12 protein-coding genes are annotated in these 14,612 nt (G+C 56.4%); 3 read left to right on the forward strand and 9 right to left on the reverse strand.

The features are described 5' to 3' along the window. Positions 1 to 281: 281 nt before the first annotated feature. The 3 genes from AB4Y96_RS18045 to AB4Y96_RS18055 all read right to left on the reverse strand — a co-directional run bounded on the left by AB4Y96_RS18045 (position 282) and on the right by AB4Y96_RS18055 (position 4,309). Complete coding sequence (locus tag AB4Y96_RS18045) at positions 282 to 1,226, reverse strand: hypothetical protein (protein WP_441918882.1); 945 nt, start codon at positions 1,224 to 1,226, stop codon at positions 282 to 284. Positions 1,227 to 1,409: 183 nt separating this feature from the next. Next, on the reverse strand, positions 1,410 to 3,287 hold the full coding sequence (locus AB4Y96_RS18050; RefSeq protein WP_441918884.1) for a TRAP transporter large permease: 1,878 nt from the start codon (positions 3,285 to 3,287) through the stop codon (positions 1,410 to 1,412). Positions 3,288 to 3,295: 8 nt separating this feature from the next. Continuing rightward, a complete protein-coding gene (locus tag AB4Y96_RS18055) occupies positions 3,296 to 4,309 on the reverse strand; it encodes a TRAP transporter substrate-binding protein (RefSeq protein ID WP_441918886.1) in 1,014 nt (337 codons plus the stop codon). Between the two features lie 316 nt (positions 4,310 to 4,625). Here AB4Y96_RS18055 and AB4Y96_RS18060 point away from each other — a divergent pair, with 316 nt between their 5' ends. Then, positions 4,626 to 5,300, forward strand: a complete 675-nt coding sequence (locus tag AB4Y96_RS18060) for a GntR family transcriptional regulator (RefSeq protein WP_210275911.1) — start codon at positions 4,626 to 4,628, stop codon at positions 5,298 to 5,300. 3 nt (positions 5,301 to 5,303) lie between these two features. Here AB4Y96_RS18060 and AB4Y96_RS18065 read toward each other — a convergent pair whose 3' ends face one another. Then, entirely contained in the window at positions 5,304 to 6,596 is a 1,293-nt protein-coding gene (locus AB4Y96_RS18065; protein ID WP_441918888.1) for an MFS transporter, read from the reverse strand. A 42-nt stretch (positions 6,597 to 6,638) separates the two neighbouring features. Further along, entirely contained in the window at positions 6,639 to 7,871 is a 1,233-nt protein-coding gene (locus tag AB4Y96_RS18070; protein ID WP_441918889.1) for a mechanosensitive ion channel family protein, read from the reverse strand. A 205-nt stretch (positions 7,872 to 8,076) separates the two neighbouring features. Here AB4Y96_RS18070 and AB4Y96_RS18075 point away from each other — a divergent pair, with 205 nt between their 5' ends. Beyond that, positions 8,077 to 8,778 carry a creatininase family protein gene (locus AB4Y96_RS18075; protein WP_441918891.1) on the forward strand — a complete coding sequence of 234 codons (702 nt, stop codon included), beginning with the start codon at positions 8,077 to 8,079 and terminating at the stop codon, positions 8,776 to 8,778. A gap of 3 nt (positions 8,779 to 8,781) precedes the next feature. On the opposite strand, the gene AB4Y96_RS18080 is transcribed toward AB4Y96_RS18075, so the two are convergent. Next, positions 8,782 to 9,177, reverse strand: a complete 396-nt coding sequence (locus tag AB4Y96_RS18080; RefSeq protein WP_441918892.1) for a VOC family protein — start codon at positions 9,175 to 9,177, stop codon at positions 8,782 to 8,784. 101 nt (positions 9,178 to 9,278) lie between these two features. Here AB4Y96_RS18080 and AB4Y96_RS18085 point away from each other — a divergent pair, with 101 nt between their 5' ends. Further along, positions 9,279 to 9,980, forward strand: a complete 702-nt coding sequence (locus AB4Y96_RS18085) for an HAD family hydrolase (protein WP_441918999.1) — start codon at positions 9,279 to 9,281, stop codon at positions 9,978 to 9,980. Positions 9,981 to 10,032: 52 nt separating this feature from the next. Here the strand turns inward: AB4Y96_RS18085 and AB4Y96_RS18090 are convergent, their stop codons facing one another. The 3 genes from AB4Y96_RS18090 to AB4Y96_RS18100 form a co-directional block, all read right to left on the reverse strand. Further along, positions 10,033 to 11,385, reverse strand: coding sequence for an SLC13 family permease (locus AB4Y96_RS18090; protein WP_091877451.1), 1,353 nt, complete (start codon positions 11,383 to 11,385; stop codon positions 10,033 to 10,035). A gap of 119 nt (positions 11,386 to 11,504) precedes the next feature. Further along, positions 11,505 to 13,031, reverse strand: coding sequence for a malonate--CoA ligase (locus AB4Y96_RS18095; RefSeq protein ID WP_441918894.1), 1,527 nt, complete (start codon positions 13,029 to 13,031; stop codon positions 11,505 to 11,507). After that, the gene (locus tag AB4Y96_RS18100; protein ID WP_441918896.1) at positions 13,028 to 14,437 is read right to left on the reverse strand and encodes a malonyl-CoA decarboxylase; all 1,410 of its coding nucleotides are present in this window, start codon (positions 14,435 to 14,437) and stop codon (positions 13,028 to 13,030) included. Before AB4Y96_RS18100 ends, AB4Y96_RS18095 begins: the two co-directional genes overlap by 4 nt. Positions 14,438 to 14,612: the final 175 nt, after the last annotated feature.

Genomic DNA, 14,612 nt, shown 5'->3' on the forward strand with positions numbered 1-14,612 from the left:
TGCTCACATCAATGCCGACAAAACGATCAAACTGTGTCATGATGAGGTTCCCTGGCTTGTCATACGGGGTCGGTGCCCCTTGCAACTGTTCGGGTGTCATCGAATGACAGGGCCTTGCTCACCATCGGACTGCAATGTCCGCTTGTCGAAACGGCATCCTGTCAATCGGTCCACGTGCCGGGAAAGGGTACGTGGACCTCTTCACATTATACCATCTCTAACAGACAAGCTTGTCGAACCACGCACCACGCACTGATGATCCTATAGCGAAACTTTCCACATCAGGTCGCCATGCCTGCATTTTCCTTCAACGTCCTGAATTTGCTGGAAATCTGCGAAAGCTTGGCGTCCCATTCCGGGTTTGGCACCTGACCTTCGATTGTCCGGAAAAACACCTGCATCATGCAGGCGATGGCAAAGGGCTCGATGAGCACTGCCTTTATGGCCCAGGCAAAGATAAGCGCGGCGACCAGTCCGCCCGACGACCAGCCACCGGGAATCCAGTAAACCAAAGCGGCAGCCGGGGTCAGCATCAGGATGAAAACTGCAATCGTCAGGGCATAGACAATGATTGTCAGAAATGCCGCATTGCGCAGCATCGTGCCGGTATTCTGGCCGTAGAGAACCAAAGCCGTTTGTGCCGCTTGCCATGGGTTGGAACTGCGGGTGCGGATCGTATAGCCAAGCATGACTTCATCGATGAACCCGACTGCAATGCGCAGGAATGCGCGGATTAACGAAATCAGTGACTGTAATCCCGGAATTGGCAGAAAGGCTGCAACGCCCTGTATAAGTCCGGTAATGGTCCCGATTACACCTTTGATCAATTGATCGACAGCAAAGAGCACGCTTGTCTGGGCAAATCGGCTCATCACGACCTCTTTGCCGTATTCGATCTGGCCTTTGTCATCGGGTAATGACCGGCCGTCGAGAAGCTCGACCAGCACGGCGATATGGCCCGCCTTGACAACATAAAGAATGTATTCGCGCATCAGATAGAGGATGCCAGCCGTCAAGACGAAGCCGGTGAGGCCGCCGACGAACGTGCAGTTTGTTCTGAAGCCCTCATCGCCAAGGCCGCCTATACCCCAACCGATGCCTGCACCGGTCCCGGTGACGACGACATAGGCTACAGCCATGCCGAAATAGACGGCAATGCGAAGCATAATGAACGGCGCTGTCTGCACCATAAGCCCAAGTGAACGCGCGATACTGAAATTCCACATATATTCCTGTCCGATTTTAGACAATGTCCAATCGCTGGCGACCCAATGATTGGCATTTCGCGCGACACTCTTCCAGCGGAGATCAAAAGCGCAACTGTCATATGACGGCTGTGCGCATTTGCGGTGGGCATAAAAATGCCGGGCACAGGGCCCGGCATTGCATGGCTTTGCTGCGGTTACAGGTTAATGCAAAAAGCCCATATAGCGCGGCAGCGACAAGGTGATTTCCGGGATGAAAGCAATCAGCAGCAGACAGACGAACAGGATCAGCAGATATTTCGCGATTGGCCTGACCGTTGCTTCGAGAGATACCCCGCCCACCGCGCAGCTTGTATAGAGACCGAGCCCCAATGGCGGCGCGAACAGGCCAAGCCCCATCGCAACGATCAGGACAATGCCATAATGCAGCGGGTGGATGCCAAAACTCTGCGCCACGGGAATGAGCAGCGGGCCAAAGATGATCAGCGCCGGAGCGCCTTCAAGTGCCGCCCCCATGACGATAAGGATTAGGATGGAGGCAATGATGAAGGCCCATGAACCGGCACCATGGCTGAGATTGATCATGGCTTCTGCCAGCACATGCGGCACCTGATCAATGGTCAGCGAGAAGGCGACAGTCTGTGATGCGGCCACCACGAAGAGGATCATGCCCGCCAGCGTTGCCGAACGGACAAACAGCGTCACCGTGCTACGCCATGTCAGTTCTTTGAATACCAGACGCCCGACAAGCAGCGCATAGGCGACGGCAAAGGCGCCGATTTCGGTGGCCGTGGCAAAGCCGGAGCGATAACCGCCGAAAATGATGACGATAACGCCAAGGCTGACGGCCCCGCTCCACAGAAGATTGGTCAGGCTGCGGCCTGATGTTTCCACCGGGGCAGGCGGTGCTTTCTTGGAGAAGATGATGACGCCGAGGATCAGCGCGCTCGCCATCAGGATGGCCGGGTAGATACCGGCGGCAAACAGACCGCCGATGGAGAGGTTGGCGACGTAGCCTAGGATGATGAGGTTGATACAGGGCGGGATGGTCTCCGCCATCACAGCGCTTGCAGCGAGCAGGGCCACGCCTTCGGACGGATCATGACCGGAGCGGCGCATGGCCGGGATCATGACAGTGCCAACAGCGGTGACGTCCGCAAGTTTCGAGCCTGAAATGCCTGAGAACAGCACCATGCTGAGAATGGTGACGATGTTGAGCCCGCCCTTGCGCTTGCCGACGCCACGGCGCAGCAGTTCGATAAGCCGCACCGACATGCCGTTCACTTCCATGGCAAGGCCAGTGAGAACAAAGAAGGGGATGGCGAGTAGCACGAAATTATCGATGCCGCTGGATGCCTGCTGGGCAAAGACAGCGAATGGAATAAAGCCATCGCCGAAAATGTAGAGCAGGGCACCGACACAGAGCGAAAAGGCGATGGGAATGCCGCTGGACAGGCAAATCGCAAAGCCGCCGAGCATGAGGAAAAGCGGGCTTGGTGCGAGTGCGGGAAAGACAATGCTCCAGAGCGCAACGACACCGGCGAGAACAAGAAGCCCTGCCAGACCCGCAAGGATATCGGCCTTGGGATAAACAAGCAGCCGCGCTGCGGTGAAAATCGCCATGCAGAAGCCGCCGACGACAAGCGGATACATGAAGAGGTTTTGCGGCCAGCCAGTTGATGTGACCTGTGTTGAGGCGGATTCGCAGTACTGGATAGCGAAAATCGCTACAGCGAGGGTTACGCCAAGTTCGATCCATAAACCGGCGGTTTCCACGCGAGCCGCATGTTGTGGAGCCAGTTTATCGCGCAGAATGCGGATGCCGACATGGTTGCCCTTGGCAACGGCGGCTGCACCGCCAAGGAAGGCAACGGCAATGAGCAGCATGCGGGCGACTTCATCGGCCCACAAAATAGTGTCGTTGAAGATATAGCGCCAAAGGACGGCTGAGATGACCAGCAGGAGATCGGCGGCCAGGGCGATGGCGGCGAGAATCTCGACAATGCGCAGGAGAGCGCCGATAAACGGCGCTCCCCGGACGGCTGGTGCGTGGGAGGTGGGGAGTGCAGCCTCGACGGACATAATTGACCTCAGGCTTTGTGGATCGAATCAAGCACTGGCTTGGTGCTTGGATAGGTCTTGGTAAATTCGCTCCAGAGCGGCATGACGAGCTGCTTGAAAGCCGCACGGTCGACCTCGTGTGTTGTCACACCATTGCTGCGCAATTTTGCCAATGCGCTGGCTTCGATCTCGTTTGCTTTGCTGCGCTGGAAGGTGGATGCCTCGGCTGCCGCTTCCCGGAAAGCGGGCAGGTGTTCCGCTGGAATCTTTGACAGGGCGCGCTTGCCGATGACGATGGTCTGCGGATTGCAGATATGCTGGGTGAGCGAGATGTGCTTGGCGACCTCATAGCATTTGAGGGCAAGAACGGTGGGGGCGTCGTGCTCAAGCCCGTCGATAACCCCGGTTTGCAAGGCGGTATAGACTTCGCCGAGTGACATCGGCGTTGGTGAAGCGCCCATGGCCTTCAACGTGGCAACGAAATTGGCAACCGGCAGGACGCGGATTTTTTGACCCTTGAGCAGTTCCGGCGTATTGGCTGGCTGGCGCGCTGTCACGTTGCGCCCGCCAAGACTATAGGCCCAGCTTACGACTTCAACGCCGATCTTGTCGGCAAAAATACCGTTCAGCACCTTGCCCGCATTGCCATCAAGCACTGGTCCAGCGGCAYCCATCGAGTCGAACAGATAGCCAAGATCAAGCACACCGATCTCGGGTGCCAGTGTTCCCCAGATCGAGGAACCAGAGATCATCATGTCGACAATGCCGAGCTTGACCTGACCGACAATGTCGGCCTCCTTGCCGAGCTGATTGTCAGGAAAATATTTGATCTCCACCGCGTCGCCAAGCTTGTTCTTCAAACCACTTTGAAAGCGGTCATACCAGAGCCAATGCGCGGAATTGGGATCAGCGGGTAGGGATGATGACATGCGCAAGGCAATGGGAGCAGCTTCTGCTCGTGTTGCGCGACCGATAATGGCAAATGTTCCGGCACCAGCAAGGCCAAGGCCAAATGCACGGCGTGTCAGGCGAATATCCTTCATAGTAACTCCTCCACGGACCACACAGGTGGTCCTCACTGTTCCAGACGCCACCCCCGGCGTCCCCCGTTTTACCGCTCTTTATCAGGACGGCTTTGAAACACGACGGCGGCTCCTCAACCGGATCGGCGTGCTGTTGTTTATGCGCAGGCTCTGCTTGGTTCGGGCGGGATGATGTGCGAAACAGATATGGGGTGTTCCGGCACCTTATCGTGGTTCGCAAACAGGCCGTCGCTTGACCTCAAATGGCGTGGCATATACTAGTATGGTAGTATGATATGGTAATCGATGCAATGCAAGCGGATGGGAGGAGCTTATTTTGACGATTGATCTCAGCCGCGGTGGTTCAACAGCTCAACGGCTCGAAAAAGAACTACTCAGGGCGATTGTTTCGCTTGAACTATATCCGGGTGTCCGGCTATCGGAGCAGGAGATCGCCGAGCGTTACGGCGTGTCGCGGCAACCGGTGCGTGAAGCCTTGATTGCGCTCAGCAAGCAGCATTTTGTTGAAGTCCTGCCGCAGCGGGGGACGATTGTCGTCAAGATTTCCATTGCGAAAATGCGCGAAGCGCGATTTCTGCGTGAGGTAATCGAAAGCGCTGTTGTCAGGCGCGCCTGTGAAGAATTTGATCCGGCAAGCCGCGAAAAGATTGATGAGGCACTGGAGGCGCAGGCCCGAGCGGCGGCCAGATCAGATTCCACGGCTTTTAAGAAGTTTGACGAGCAGTTTCACATTGCCCTGGCTGAGGGGGCGGGTTGCCCGATGGCGTGGTCAGTCGTCGGCAATCTGAAGGCACATATGGACCGCGCTTGCCAGCTCAGCCTGCTCAACACCGCTTCCATGCAGCTTCTCATTGAGCAGCATCAGGCGATTATCGGCGCAATCGATGCCGGTGATCCCGATGCGGCGGAAGCGGCCATGAATTATCATCTCACCGAGATCTTGCGGGTTCTGCCGGAGATCGAAAAGAACCATCCGGATCTGTTTGAATAGGTTTTAGTGTATGGCGTCGTGTCTGGTGGATTTGAGTTCCCGCCCGAGAAAAAGGACAAGGACAGCCGCCGCCGCAAGACAACAGGCAAGCACGCCCATGCCAATCTGGAAACTGCCGGTGCTCTGCTTGATCCAGCCAACCAGATAAGGCCCGGCAAATCCGCCGAGATTGCCGACAGAATTGATCAGCGCGATACCGCCAGCCGCTGCCGTTCCCTGCAGAAAGACTGAGGGCATGGCCCAGAAGGGTCCAAGGCTCGCATAGATGCCAATGGAAGCAAGGCCGAGGCAAAAAAGTGCCACCAGATTGGATTGCAGATAGACGCTGCCGACAAAACCAATGGCGCTGATGGCTGCGGCAATGGCCACATGCCAGACCCGTTCGCCCGTTTTGTCGCTGTGCCTGCCCCAAAGCAGCATGGCCAAGGCGCTGACAATATAGGGAAGGGCGGTGATGAACCCGACCTGCGTATTGGAAAAGCCCATGGCCTTGATCATCTGCGGCAGCCAGAGACCAATGCCATAGAGCCCGATGACAATGCCGAAATAGACGAGGCCCAGCAGCAGCACCCGCCGGTCGACAAGGGCGGGCCAAAGCCGGTGCTGGGTGCGTCCCGGATTGAGCTGGCGATCTTCTTCGAGCCTTTCCTGCACGATCCGGCGTTCCGTCAGGGTTAGCCACGGGGCCTGTGCTGGTCCGTTCGGCAGAAAGCGCAGCACGGCGAGGCCGAGCAGGCACGATGGCAGACCTTCAATGATGAAAAGCCACTGCCAGCCTTTCAGGCCCCAGACATTGTCGATGCCGATAATCAGGCCCGATAGAGGAGCGCCGACGGCGCTTGCCAGCGGAACCGCTGCCATGAAGAGGCCGATGAATTTTGCCCGCTGGGCTGAAGGAAACCAGTAGGTGAGATAAAGGATCATGCCGGGGAGAAAACCGGCTTCGGCAACGCCGAGCAGGAAACGCAGGATGAAAAAACTCCACGGACCATGCACGAAGGCCATGGCGGCAGAGACAAGGCCCCATGTGATCATGATGCGGGCGATCCAGAGTCTTGCGCCGACTTTTTCGAGGATGACGTTGCTGGGCACTTCGAACAGGAAATAGCCAAGGAAGAAAATGCCAGCGCCCCAGCCATAGACATATGGGGTCAGACCCACATCGTCATTCATGGTGAGCGCGGCAAAGCTGATGTTTACGCGATCGAGAAATGCCACGAGATAGAGCACCATCATCAACGGGATGATGCGCAGGCTTATCTTGCGGTACGGATCTACCTCGTCATTCAATGACATATGCGCCTCCCAGCACCCATATTACGATCTGCTGCTTCGTAGTCAGGCCAGATCGATCCCCTTTTTCTTATACTCATCCAGAACCATCTCGTTAATATCAGAGATGATCGCAATCCTGCCATTGCTTGGGTCGTTAATCCAGAACCGGGCCAGAAGCTTGATGCTCTTGTTTTCAATGCTTGCGGTATAGATCTGCGGCGGGGGTTCTTTCATCACGCGCGGCTGCTTCTGGACAGCTGCAAGAAAGATGCTGCGCGCCTCGTCGAGATCGGTGGTCGATGCCACGGTAATGGGAAACTCCAGCCGTATATTGCTGTTTGAGAGCGTCTCGTTGAAGATTGTGCTGTTGATCAGCGTATCGTTGGAAATCAGAACATCCAGCCCATCGGTCGTATGAATGGTCGTATAGCGAATGGTCATCTCGGTGACTTTGCCGGTGATGCGGTCGCTGACCAGATTGTCACCAACCCGAACCGAACGCTCAAACAGCAGAATGAGGCCGCTGATATAGCTTGCGGCCAGCTTCTGGAAACCGAGACCAAGGCCGATGCCGAGTGCACCACCAAACGCGGCGAGGGCGGTCAGGTTAATCCCGGCCATGGAAATGATGATCAGCGCCGCAATAATCCAGATTGTCACCGAGATGATACGCTCAAGCGCCAAGGCAAGATTGGGTTGCAGGCCGCTTCTTTTATGCAGGTAGCGCTGTGATATCTCGGAAATCCAGATGGTGACGATGATGATGACTGCGGCAAAGAACAGGATTGAGAGTATCGCCAATACACTGATCTTGGCATCGCCGATGGAATATTCGGTGTCGAAGAAGCTTTTTACCGTCTCGTTCCACTGTCCAAAAATGTAGATAAGCACCGTCAGCCAGAACACCACGGAAGAGCCGCGCAGGATTGAACGCAAGGGATCATGCGGTTTGAAGATCAGTTCCACGACCATGCCAATAAGCCGGATAACGAGGAATAGCAGGACCACTCCGCCCATAACGAATACCAACGGATTGGCAAGTGTACCGCCGAAAAGTCGCATCAACCCGAACATGATGAGGATGGTCAAGACGATCGTCGAGAGATAGTCGATTATGATTCTGACGCGCGATGTAATCGGCCGGACGCGCTTCAGACGCCGCGTGATCAGCTTGGCTATGACAAATGAAAGAACGAGAGCGCCAATCGAAAGAAAGCCGGTGAGAGGCGTCTGGAAAATGACGTCGAGTGCGCCAGTGCCGATGGCCGCAATTGCATCAGCCTGTTCTTTCTCCATCGTCCCCCCGAATGCGTGAAGCTGCGGCATCGCCGCAGATAAAGAATGTGTTCACCGTCACATCTTGTGACATAAAATTCATTGCAAAAACAGATCATTCAGCCAAGGCTTGTTTGACTGTCTGGCTTGACAGTTTGAGGGAGAATGGCCTCCTTCACCACTGTCAAACGACAGTATGAATCTATGCCGGAAAAGGTGAGCAGGAATGAAAATCGCAGATATGAACTGGATGCAGGTGGAAGAACGTGTCGCGAAAGATGATCGCTGCATTCTTCCCATCGGCAGTGTCGAGCAACATGCTTATCTCAGCCTTGCCACGGATATGATTCTGGCGGAGAAAGTTGCAGTCGATGCGGCCGAACCTTCAGGCGTTCCGGTTTTCCCTGTATTGCCCTATGGGCTCGCGTCCTCGTTCATGGATTTTCCGGGGACGCTGACATTCAGTCTTGCCACCTATGCGCTTGTGATCCGTGATTTGCTCGACAGCATGTATCGCAATGGTTACAGGCGCATTCTGGTGGTCAACGGCCATGGCGGTAATACGCCTGCCGGAACCGTCATTTCCGAATGGCTGAATGATCATCCTGACGCCTCGGTCAAACTGCATGACTGGTGGCGCGCGCCGAAAACCTGGGCAAAGGTGATGGAGATCGATCCTGCCGCATCACACGCATCGTGGATGGAGAATTTTCCGTGGACAAGGATTGCCGGAGCACCAGTACCGCAAGAGCCGAAAGAACAGATAGATTTTGGCGGGCTTGCCCGTGTCGATGCCCGCCGCAAACGCAAAATGCTCGGGGAAGGCAATTATTACGGGCTGTTCCAGCGGCCTGATGCGGATTCACTGGCGCTGTGGGACATAGCCGTTGCCGAGACGCGCGAGCAGCTCGACAACGGTTGGCACTAAGTCCTATTCGACCGGATCGTGGTTGCAGACGCAAATCTTGTTGCCATCGGGGTCGCGGAAATAGGCGCCGTAATAATTCGGGTGATAGTGCAGCCGCAGGCTGGGCGGGCCTTCGCAGCGCCCGCCATTCTCAAGAGCCAAAGCGTGCGTTTTGTCGACAGTCGCTCGATCCGGGGCCAGAAACGCAATCATCTGGCCATTGCCTGAATGCGCTGCCTCGCCATCGAAAGGCACACCTAGCAGAAACAGCGGACGACCTCCGCCCTGTGGCTGCCAGCCAGCCCATGGTTTCGCGTGGTCGGAAAAGCGCAGCGGGTTGCCCAGCGCTTCCATGATCGGCGTGTAGAATGCGAAGGCGCGCGCAAAATCATTCGTGCCAATGTGGAAGTGGGAAAACATGGATTTCTCCTTTGGCAGCCGCGCATGTCGCAATGCCGTCAGATTCGTATCAGGAAATTAGCATGACAGGCGTTGCGGGCAAGCGTGGCAATTGTGTATCGATGGTTTTGCCAATCAAAAGGAAATATAAATTGTCTTCAGCGACTTCTCCGATTTTCAACAAGCCATTTTCAGCCCTGCTTTTCGATATGGACGGTACAGTCCTCAATTCGCTTGCTGCTGCCGAGCGTGTCTGGGGTGACTGGGCGCGCAGCAAAGGTCTTGATGTCGAAGCCTTCATGCCAACCATGCATGGTTCACGCGGTATCGATACGATTAGCCGTCTTGGATTGCCCGGCGTTGACCCTGTTGCCGAGGCCGCCGAAATTGAGCGGGCGGAGATTGACGACGTGGAAGGTATTATTGCCATTCCTGGTGCGGTCGCCTTCCTGAAATCACTGCCGCCGCAAAGCTGGGCCATTGTGACATCGGCTCCAATTCTGCTGGCAAAACGGCGCATGGAAGCGGCGGGGATACCTTTTCCCGAAATTATGGTGACAGCCGAGGACGTATCGATCGGCAAGCCCGATCCGCAATGCTATCTGCTTGGCGCCAAGAAGCTTGGTGTCGACATTGCCGATTGTCTGGTTTTCGAGGATGCGCCAGCAGGAATTCAGGCGGGAGAGGCGGCCGGAGCCGAGGTGCTGGTGATAACGGCAACGCAGGTGCATAAGCTTGCCACGCAGCACGCGACGATCACCGACTATAACGACATCACCGCCGAAATCGGCAATGACGGCAAAATATCGATTGTCAGAACATAAGTGTCAGTCAGCGCATCGACCGGGAGCCGATGCGCTGACTTGAATTTTGCGCCTAGATCGCGCCGGGGACGACGAGAACCAGCCAGGCGATAATGGGGCCGATGACCGCAATCAGCGCGCTGTACACGAGCAGTTTGCGCAGGACGCTCTCCCGCTCGGCTTCCGGTGCATTGGCCACCACAAGCGCGCCATTGGTCGAGAACGGGCTGGTATCGACAATGGTCGTCGAGATGGCGATGGCCGAGACAACGCCGATGGCGCTGATATGTCCCTGCATCAGGAATGGCACCGCCAGCGGAATGATAGCGCCGAGCAATGCGGTTGACGATGCAAAGGCGGAGACGATTGCGCCGGTGAAGCAAAGGAGCAGGGCGGCCAGAAGCGGCATGCCAAGGCTGGAAATCCCCGATGCCACATAATCAACAGTCCCGGCTTTCTGCATGATGCCGACATAGGTGATGATACCGGCGATCAGAAGCACGGTTGACCAGCTGATCTTGTCGACAGCCGCCTTCTGGGTTTTGGGGGAAAACAGGGCGAGCAGGACAGCAACGGTTATCGCCACCAGCCCCACATTGAACTTGAACACCAGTGCGCCAACCGCAAGCGCTGTCAGACCGAGCAGCGTCAGCAGACGTTCGCTGGTCAAGCTTTCGTTTGGGTTGATTGCCGCGCCGGATGGCGATGTGGCGGTGCGGTGATAGGCTGGTGAGGCCGGGGTGCCACCATGGCCAACAATGGATCGCGACGCGCCTGCCACATGGGTATCAGGATCTGGCCCGGATGCTGCCGCATGATCGCGCAGGCTTTTCCAGCCGCCAAAGATGAAGAACACCACAACGGCAATGGCAAGGTTAAAGAGCAGGCTCGACAGGAACAGGGTTGTCGGACCGTAGGGCAGGCCAGCTTTTTGTACGATCTGGTTGGTGATGCCACCATAGATGCTGATCGGCGAGAAGCCGCCGCCTTGGGCACCATGAATAACCATGAGGCCCATCATGACAGGGCTGATGCGGTATTGCGCGGCAAAGCGCAGTGCGACAGGTGCAAGGATGGCGCAGGCGGCGGGGCTTAGTCCGCCAAAGCCGGTGATGACGGCGGCGACAAAAAACATCACCCAGGGGATGAGCGCCATATGACCACGAACAAGCCGTACCGCCCGCTCGACCAGCCAGTCAATGGTGCCGTTGTTCTGGGCAATGCCGAAAAGATAGGTGACACCAACAAGTGTCAGGAACAGATCGCTGGGAAACCCGGCAAAGATGTCATTGGATGACATTCCCATGATCAGCGAACCGACCACAAAGGCCGCGGCAAAGGCCAGTGCGCCCATGTTGATTGGCAGCATCGTTGCGATAACGAACATGGCAATCAGCACAAGAATAGAGAAAATCTGGATATTCACGATAAAACCCTCCCTCTGCGGCGCGCCATAAGCGGCCGCTTTTTCAGTTCTTGTTGTGGCGTAAGCTCCCCCCTACGCCCTTGTTCCCGCCGTCATCTGCGCGATGAGGGCGTCATGGATCAGGCATTTGCGCTGATGGCATAGAGATTGCCATATTGCTCGCGTAAAACGTTTTTCTGCACCTTGCCCATGGTGTTGCGGGGCAGGTCCTCGACAAAAATGATCTGTTTGGGCTGCTTGTAGCGGGCGAGCCGGTTTTGCAGCGCATCGAGAATGGTCTGTTCGCTGAGATCAGAACCGGCTTTTTTGACGACAATAGCAGTCACACCTTCGCCGAAATCCGGATGGGCGACGCCAATGACGGCGCTTTCGACAACGCCCGACAGTTGGTCGATCTCGCTTTCGACTTCCTTCGGGTAAATATTGTAACCACCTGAAATCACAAGGTCTTTACCGCGTCCAACAATATGCACATAGCCGCGCTGATCGATCTTGCCGAGATCGCCGGTAATGAAAAAGCCGTCATCACGGAATTCCATCTTTGTCTTTTCGGGCATGCGCCAATAGCCCTTGAACACATTCGGTCCCTTGACCTCGATCATGCCGGTTTCATCGGCTGGTAGGGTTACGCCGGTTTCCGGATGGGTCACCCGCACGGTAACGCCGGGGAGCGGGAAACCGACAGTTCCGGCAATCCGGTCCCCGGCATAGGGATTGGAGGTGTTCATATTGGTTTCGGTCATGCCATAGCGTTCAAGAATGGCTTGACCCGTGCGCTCCTGAAATGCGCGGTGGGTGTCGGCGAGCAGCGGCGCAGACCCTGAAATGAACAGACGCATGGCTTTGACAGCATCGTGGGTCAGCCCTTCATTCTGCAAAAGCCTGACATAGAAGGTGGGAACACCCATCATGGCCGTTGCACGCGGCATGAGAGACAGGATTTCCGCCGGATCGAATTTTGGCAGCAGGAACATCGATGCGCCTGACGTCAGGACGACGTTGGTTGCAACGAAAAGCCCGTGGGTGTGGAAGATCGGCAAAGCATGGATCAGCCGGTCTTTTGCGGTGAACTGCCAGTGATCGCGCAGCGTCAAAGCATTCGACAGGAGATTGTCGTGGGTCAGCATCGCGCCCTTGGAGCGGCCAGTGGTGCCCGATGTGTAGAGAATGGCGGCAAGATCATCTGCCGCGCGCGTGGCATCGACGAAATCCGGTGCCTCGCCCTTCGCCAGTTCAATCAGCGAACCGCCACCCTGATCATCAAGCGTCTCGACGAGTGCGCCATATTTCGAAGCGATGGCTTTGATGCCTTCGGCAGCTTTCGGTGTGACCACAACGAGGCGCGGCTCGGCATCGCTGATAAAATAGTCAAGTTCGGCCAGCGTATAGGCGGTATTCAATGGCAGATAGACAGCGCCGCAACGGATACAGGCGAGATAAAGCATCAGCGCTTCAGGGCTTTTCTCCACCTGTACCGCGACCCGGTCGCCGGGGCGAATACCCAGCGTATCGATGGCACCGGCGATCCGGCCTGACCATTGCAGCATGTCACCATAGGTCCATGTGCTGCTATCACCGGTTTCAATGAACACGGCATCCTCAGCCGGAATGAAATGCCTGATAGCATCAAACAGATGGTTGCTCATGAACTCAGTTCCTTGCTGCTTGCCTTGGTCTTGTCTTGCTCTTTGGGCGGTGTCGCGCGGGCGGGTTTTTCGCTGCGCAACAGTTTGCGGATGGCTGGTGCCGCGACGATTTCGCCCCGCTGGGCAAATGCCTCGTGGTTGGTTTCAATATCATCAAGCTTGTAGAGATAATTGACCATCAGCCCATGTGCCTGCCTGACAGCGCGGGGCGAGCGGTCGGCAAGAAAATTGAGCCGTTCCAGCCGCGCACCATTGCCGAGGTGGAAACGCGCAACCGGATCAATGGCGCGCCCATCCGGTGTTCGTCCGCGCAGAAAATACCAGGCGGCGGCGGGCAGCAATGCGGTCTTTACAGCCGTCGTCTTTGCCGGGTCATCGGACCAATCGGCGTCATTCAGAGCGGTGAGGGCAGCCTTGTCTTCGACCGACAGCACATCGGAGTCGTCATTGCGCCGCTCGCGTCCCAGCCAGTTGGCAAAGCCCGGCACGGGCGAAAGCGTGACAAAGGTATCGAGCTTGGGAAGATCACGGCGCAAATCCTCGACCACCTGCTTGATCAGGAAGTTGCCGAAGGAAATGCCGCGCAAGCCCACCTGACAGTTTGAAATGGAATAGAAGACAGCAGTACGGGCGTCCTGTGCCTGAATGGGGGCACGTTTCTCATCCAGCACATCCGAAATCGTCTCGGGGATGGTTTTGGTCAGTGCCACTTCAACGAAGATCAGTGGATCATCGGGAAGTTGCGGATGAAAGAAGGCAAAGCAGCGCCGGTCAGTTGGTGCGAGCCGGCGGCGCAACTCGTCCCAATCGTGAATTTCGTGCACGGCCTCGTACTGAATGATCTTTTCAAGGATTTGCGCGGGCGTGGACCAATCAATCGGGCGCAGGATGAGAAAGCCGCGATTGAACCATGAGGTGAAAAGGTGGGCAAAATCCGCATCTACAGCTTCAAGATCAGGTGTGTCGGCCTTGAGTTCGAGCAGCCGTTCCCGCATGCCTACGAGCGTGGATATGCCCTTGGGGGCAAGGTTCAGGCGGCGGATCAGTTCCTGCCTGCGCGGTTCGGCGGCCTCGTGCAGTTGCAATACTGTCTTTGCAGTGCGTTCGGCACGATAGGTGTCGATGGCCCTTTCGAGCTTATCGGAATCCGGTCCGAACCTATCGGCGAGGAGCAACATGAAATCGCGCTGCTGTTCATCATTCAGGCGGGACCATTGCTGCAGGATTTCCGCGGCCAGCGCCATGCCTGAAGCTTCACCGCGACTGGACAGCAGCATGGTGCATAGCCGTTCAAGACCGGCGAGGCCCGATGGCAATTTCTGCGTGCGCGGTGAAAACGAAAGCAGCTTGCGGCCACGTTCGGTGATCGTCTGCACCATGTCGCTGAAGAAGGATGTACCGGTCATTGCAGAACTCCAGTTCCGAGGATGGATCGGGCAAAGCATGCAGGTTTGTCAGGTGGCGGTTATCCGGCGTTGCCGACCGCATTGCATAGTATAGCCGATCCGGTGTGATAGCGCTTCTGCGATACTCCCTTTCGCATGCGTCAGATTATTCGTTTGTTCCAATACCTCTTACGGG

Origin of the sequence: Phyllobacterium sp. TAF24 (genome assembly GCF_052113785.1) — a bacterium.
Classification (GTDB): domain Bacteria; phylum Pseudomonadota; class Alphaproteobacteria; order Rhizobiales; family Rhizobiaceae; genus Phyllobacterium.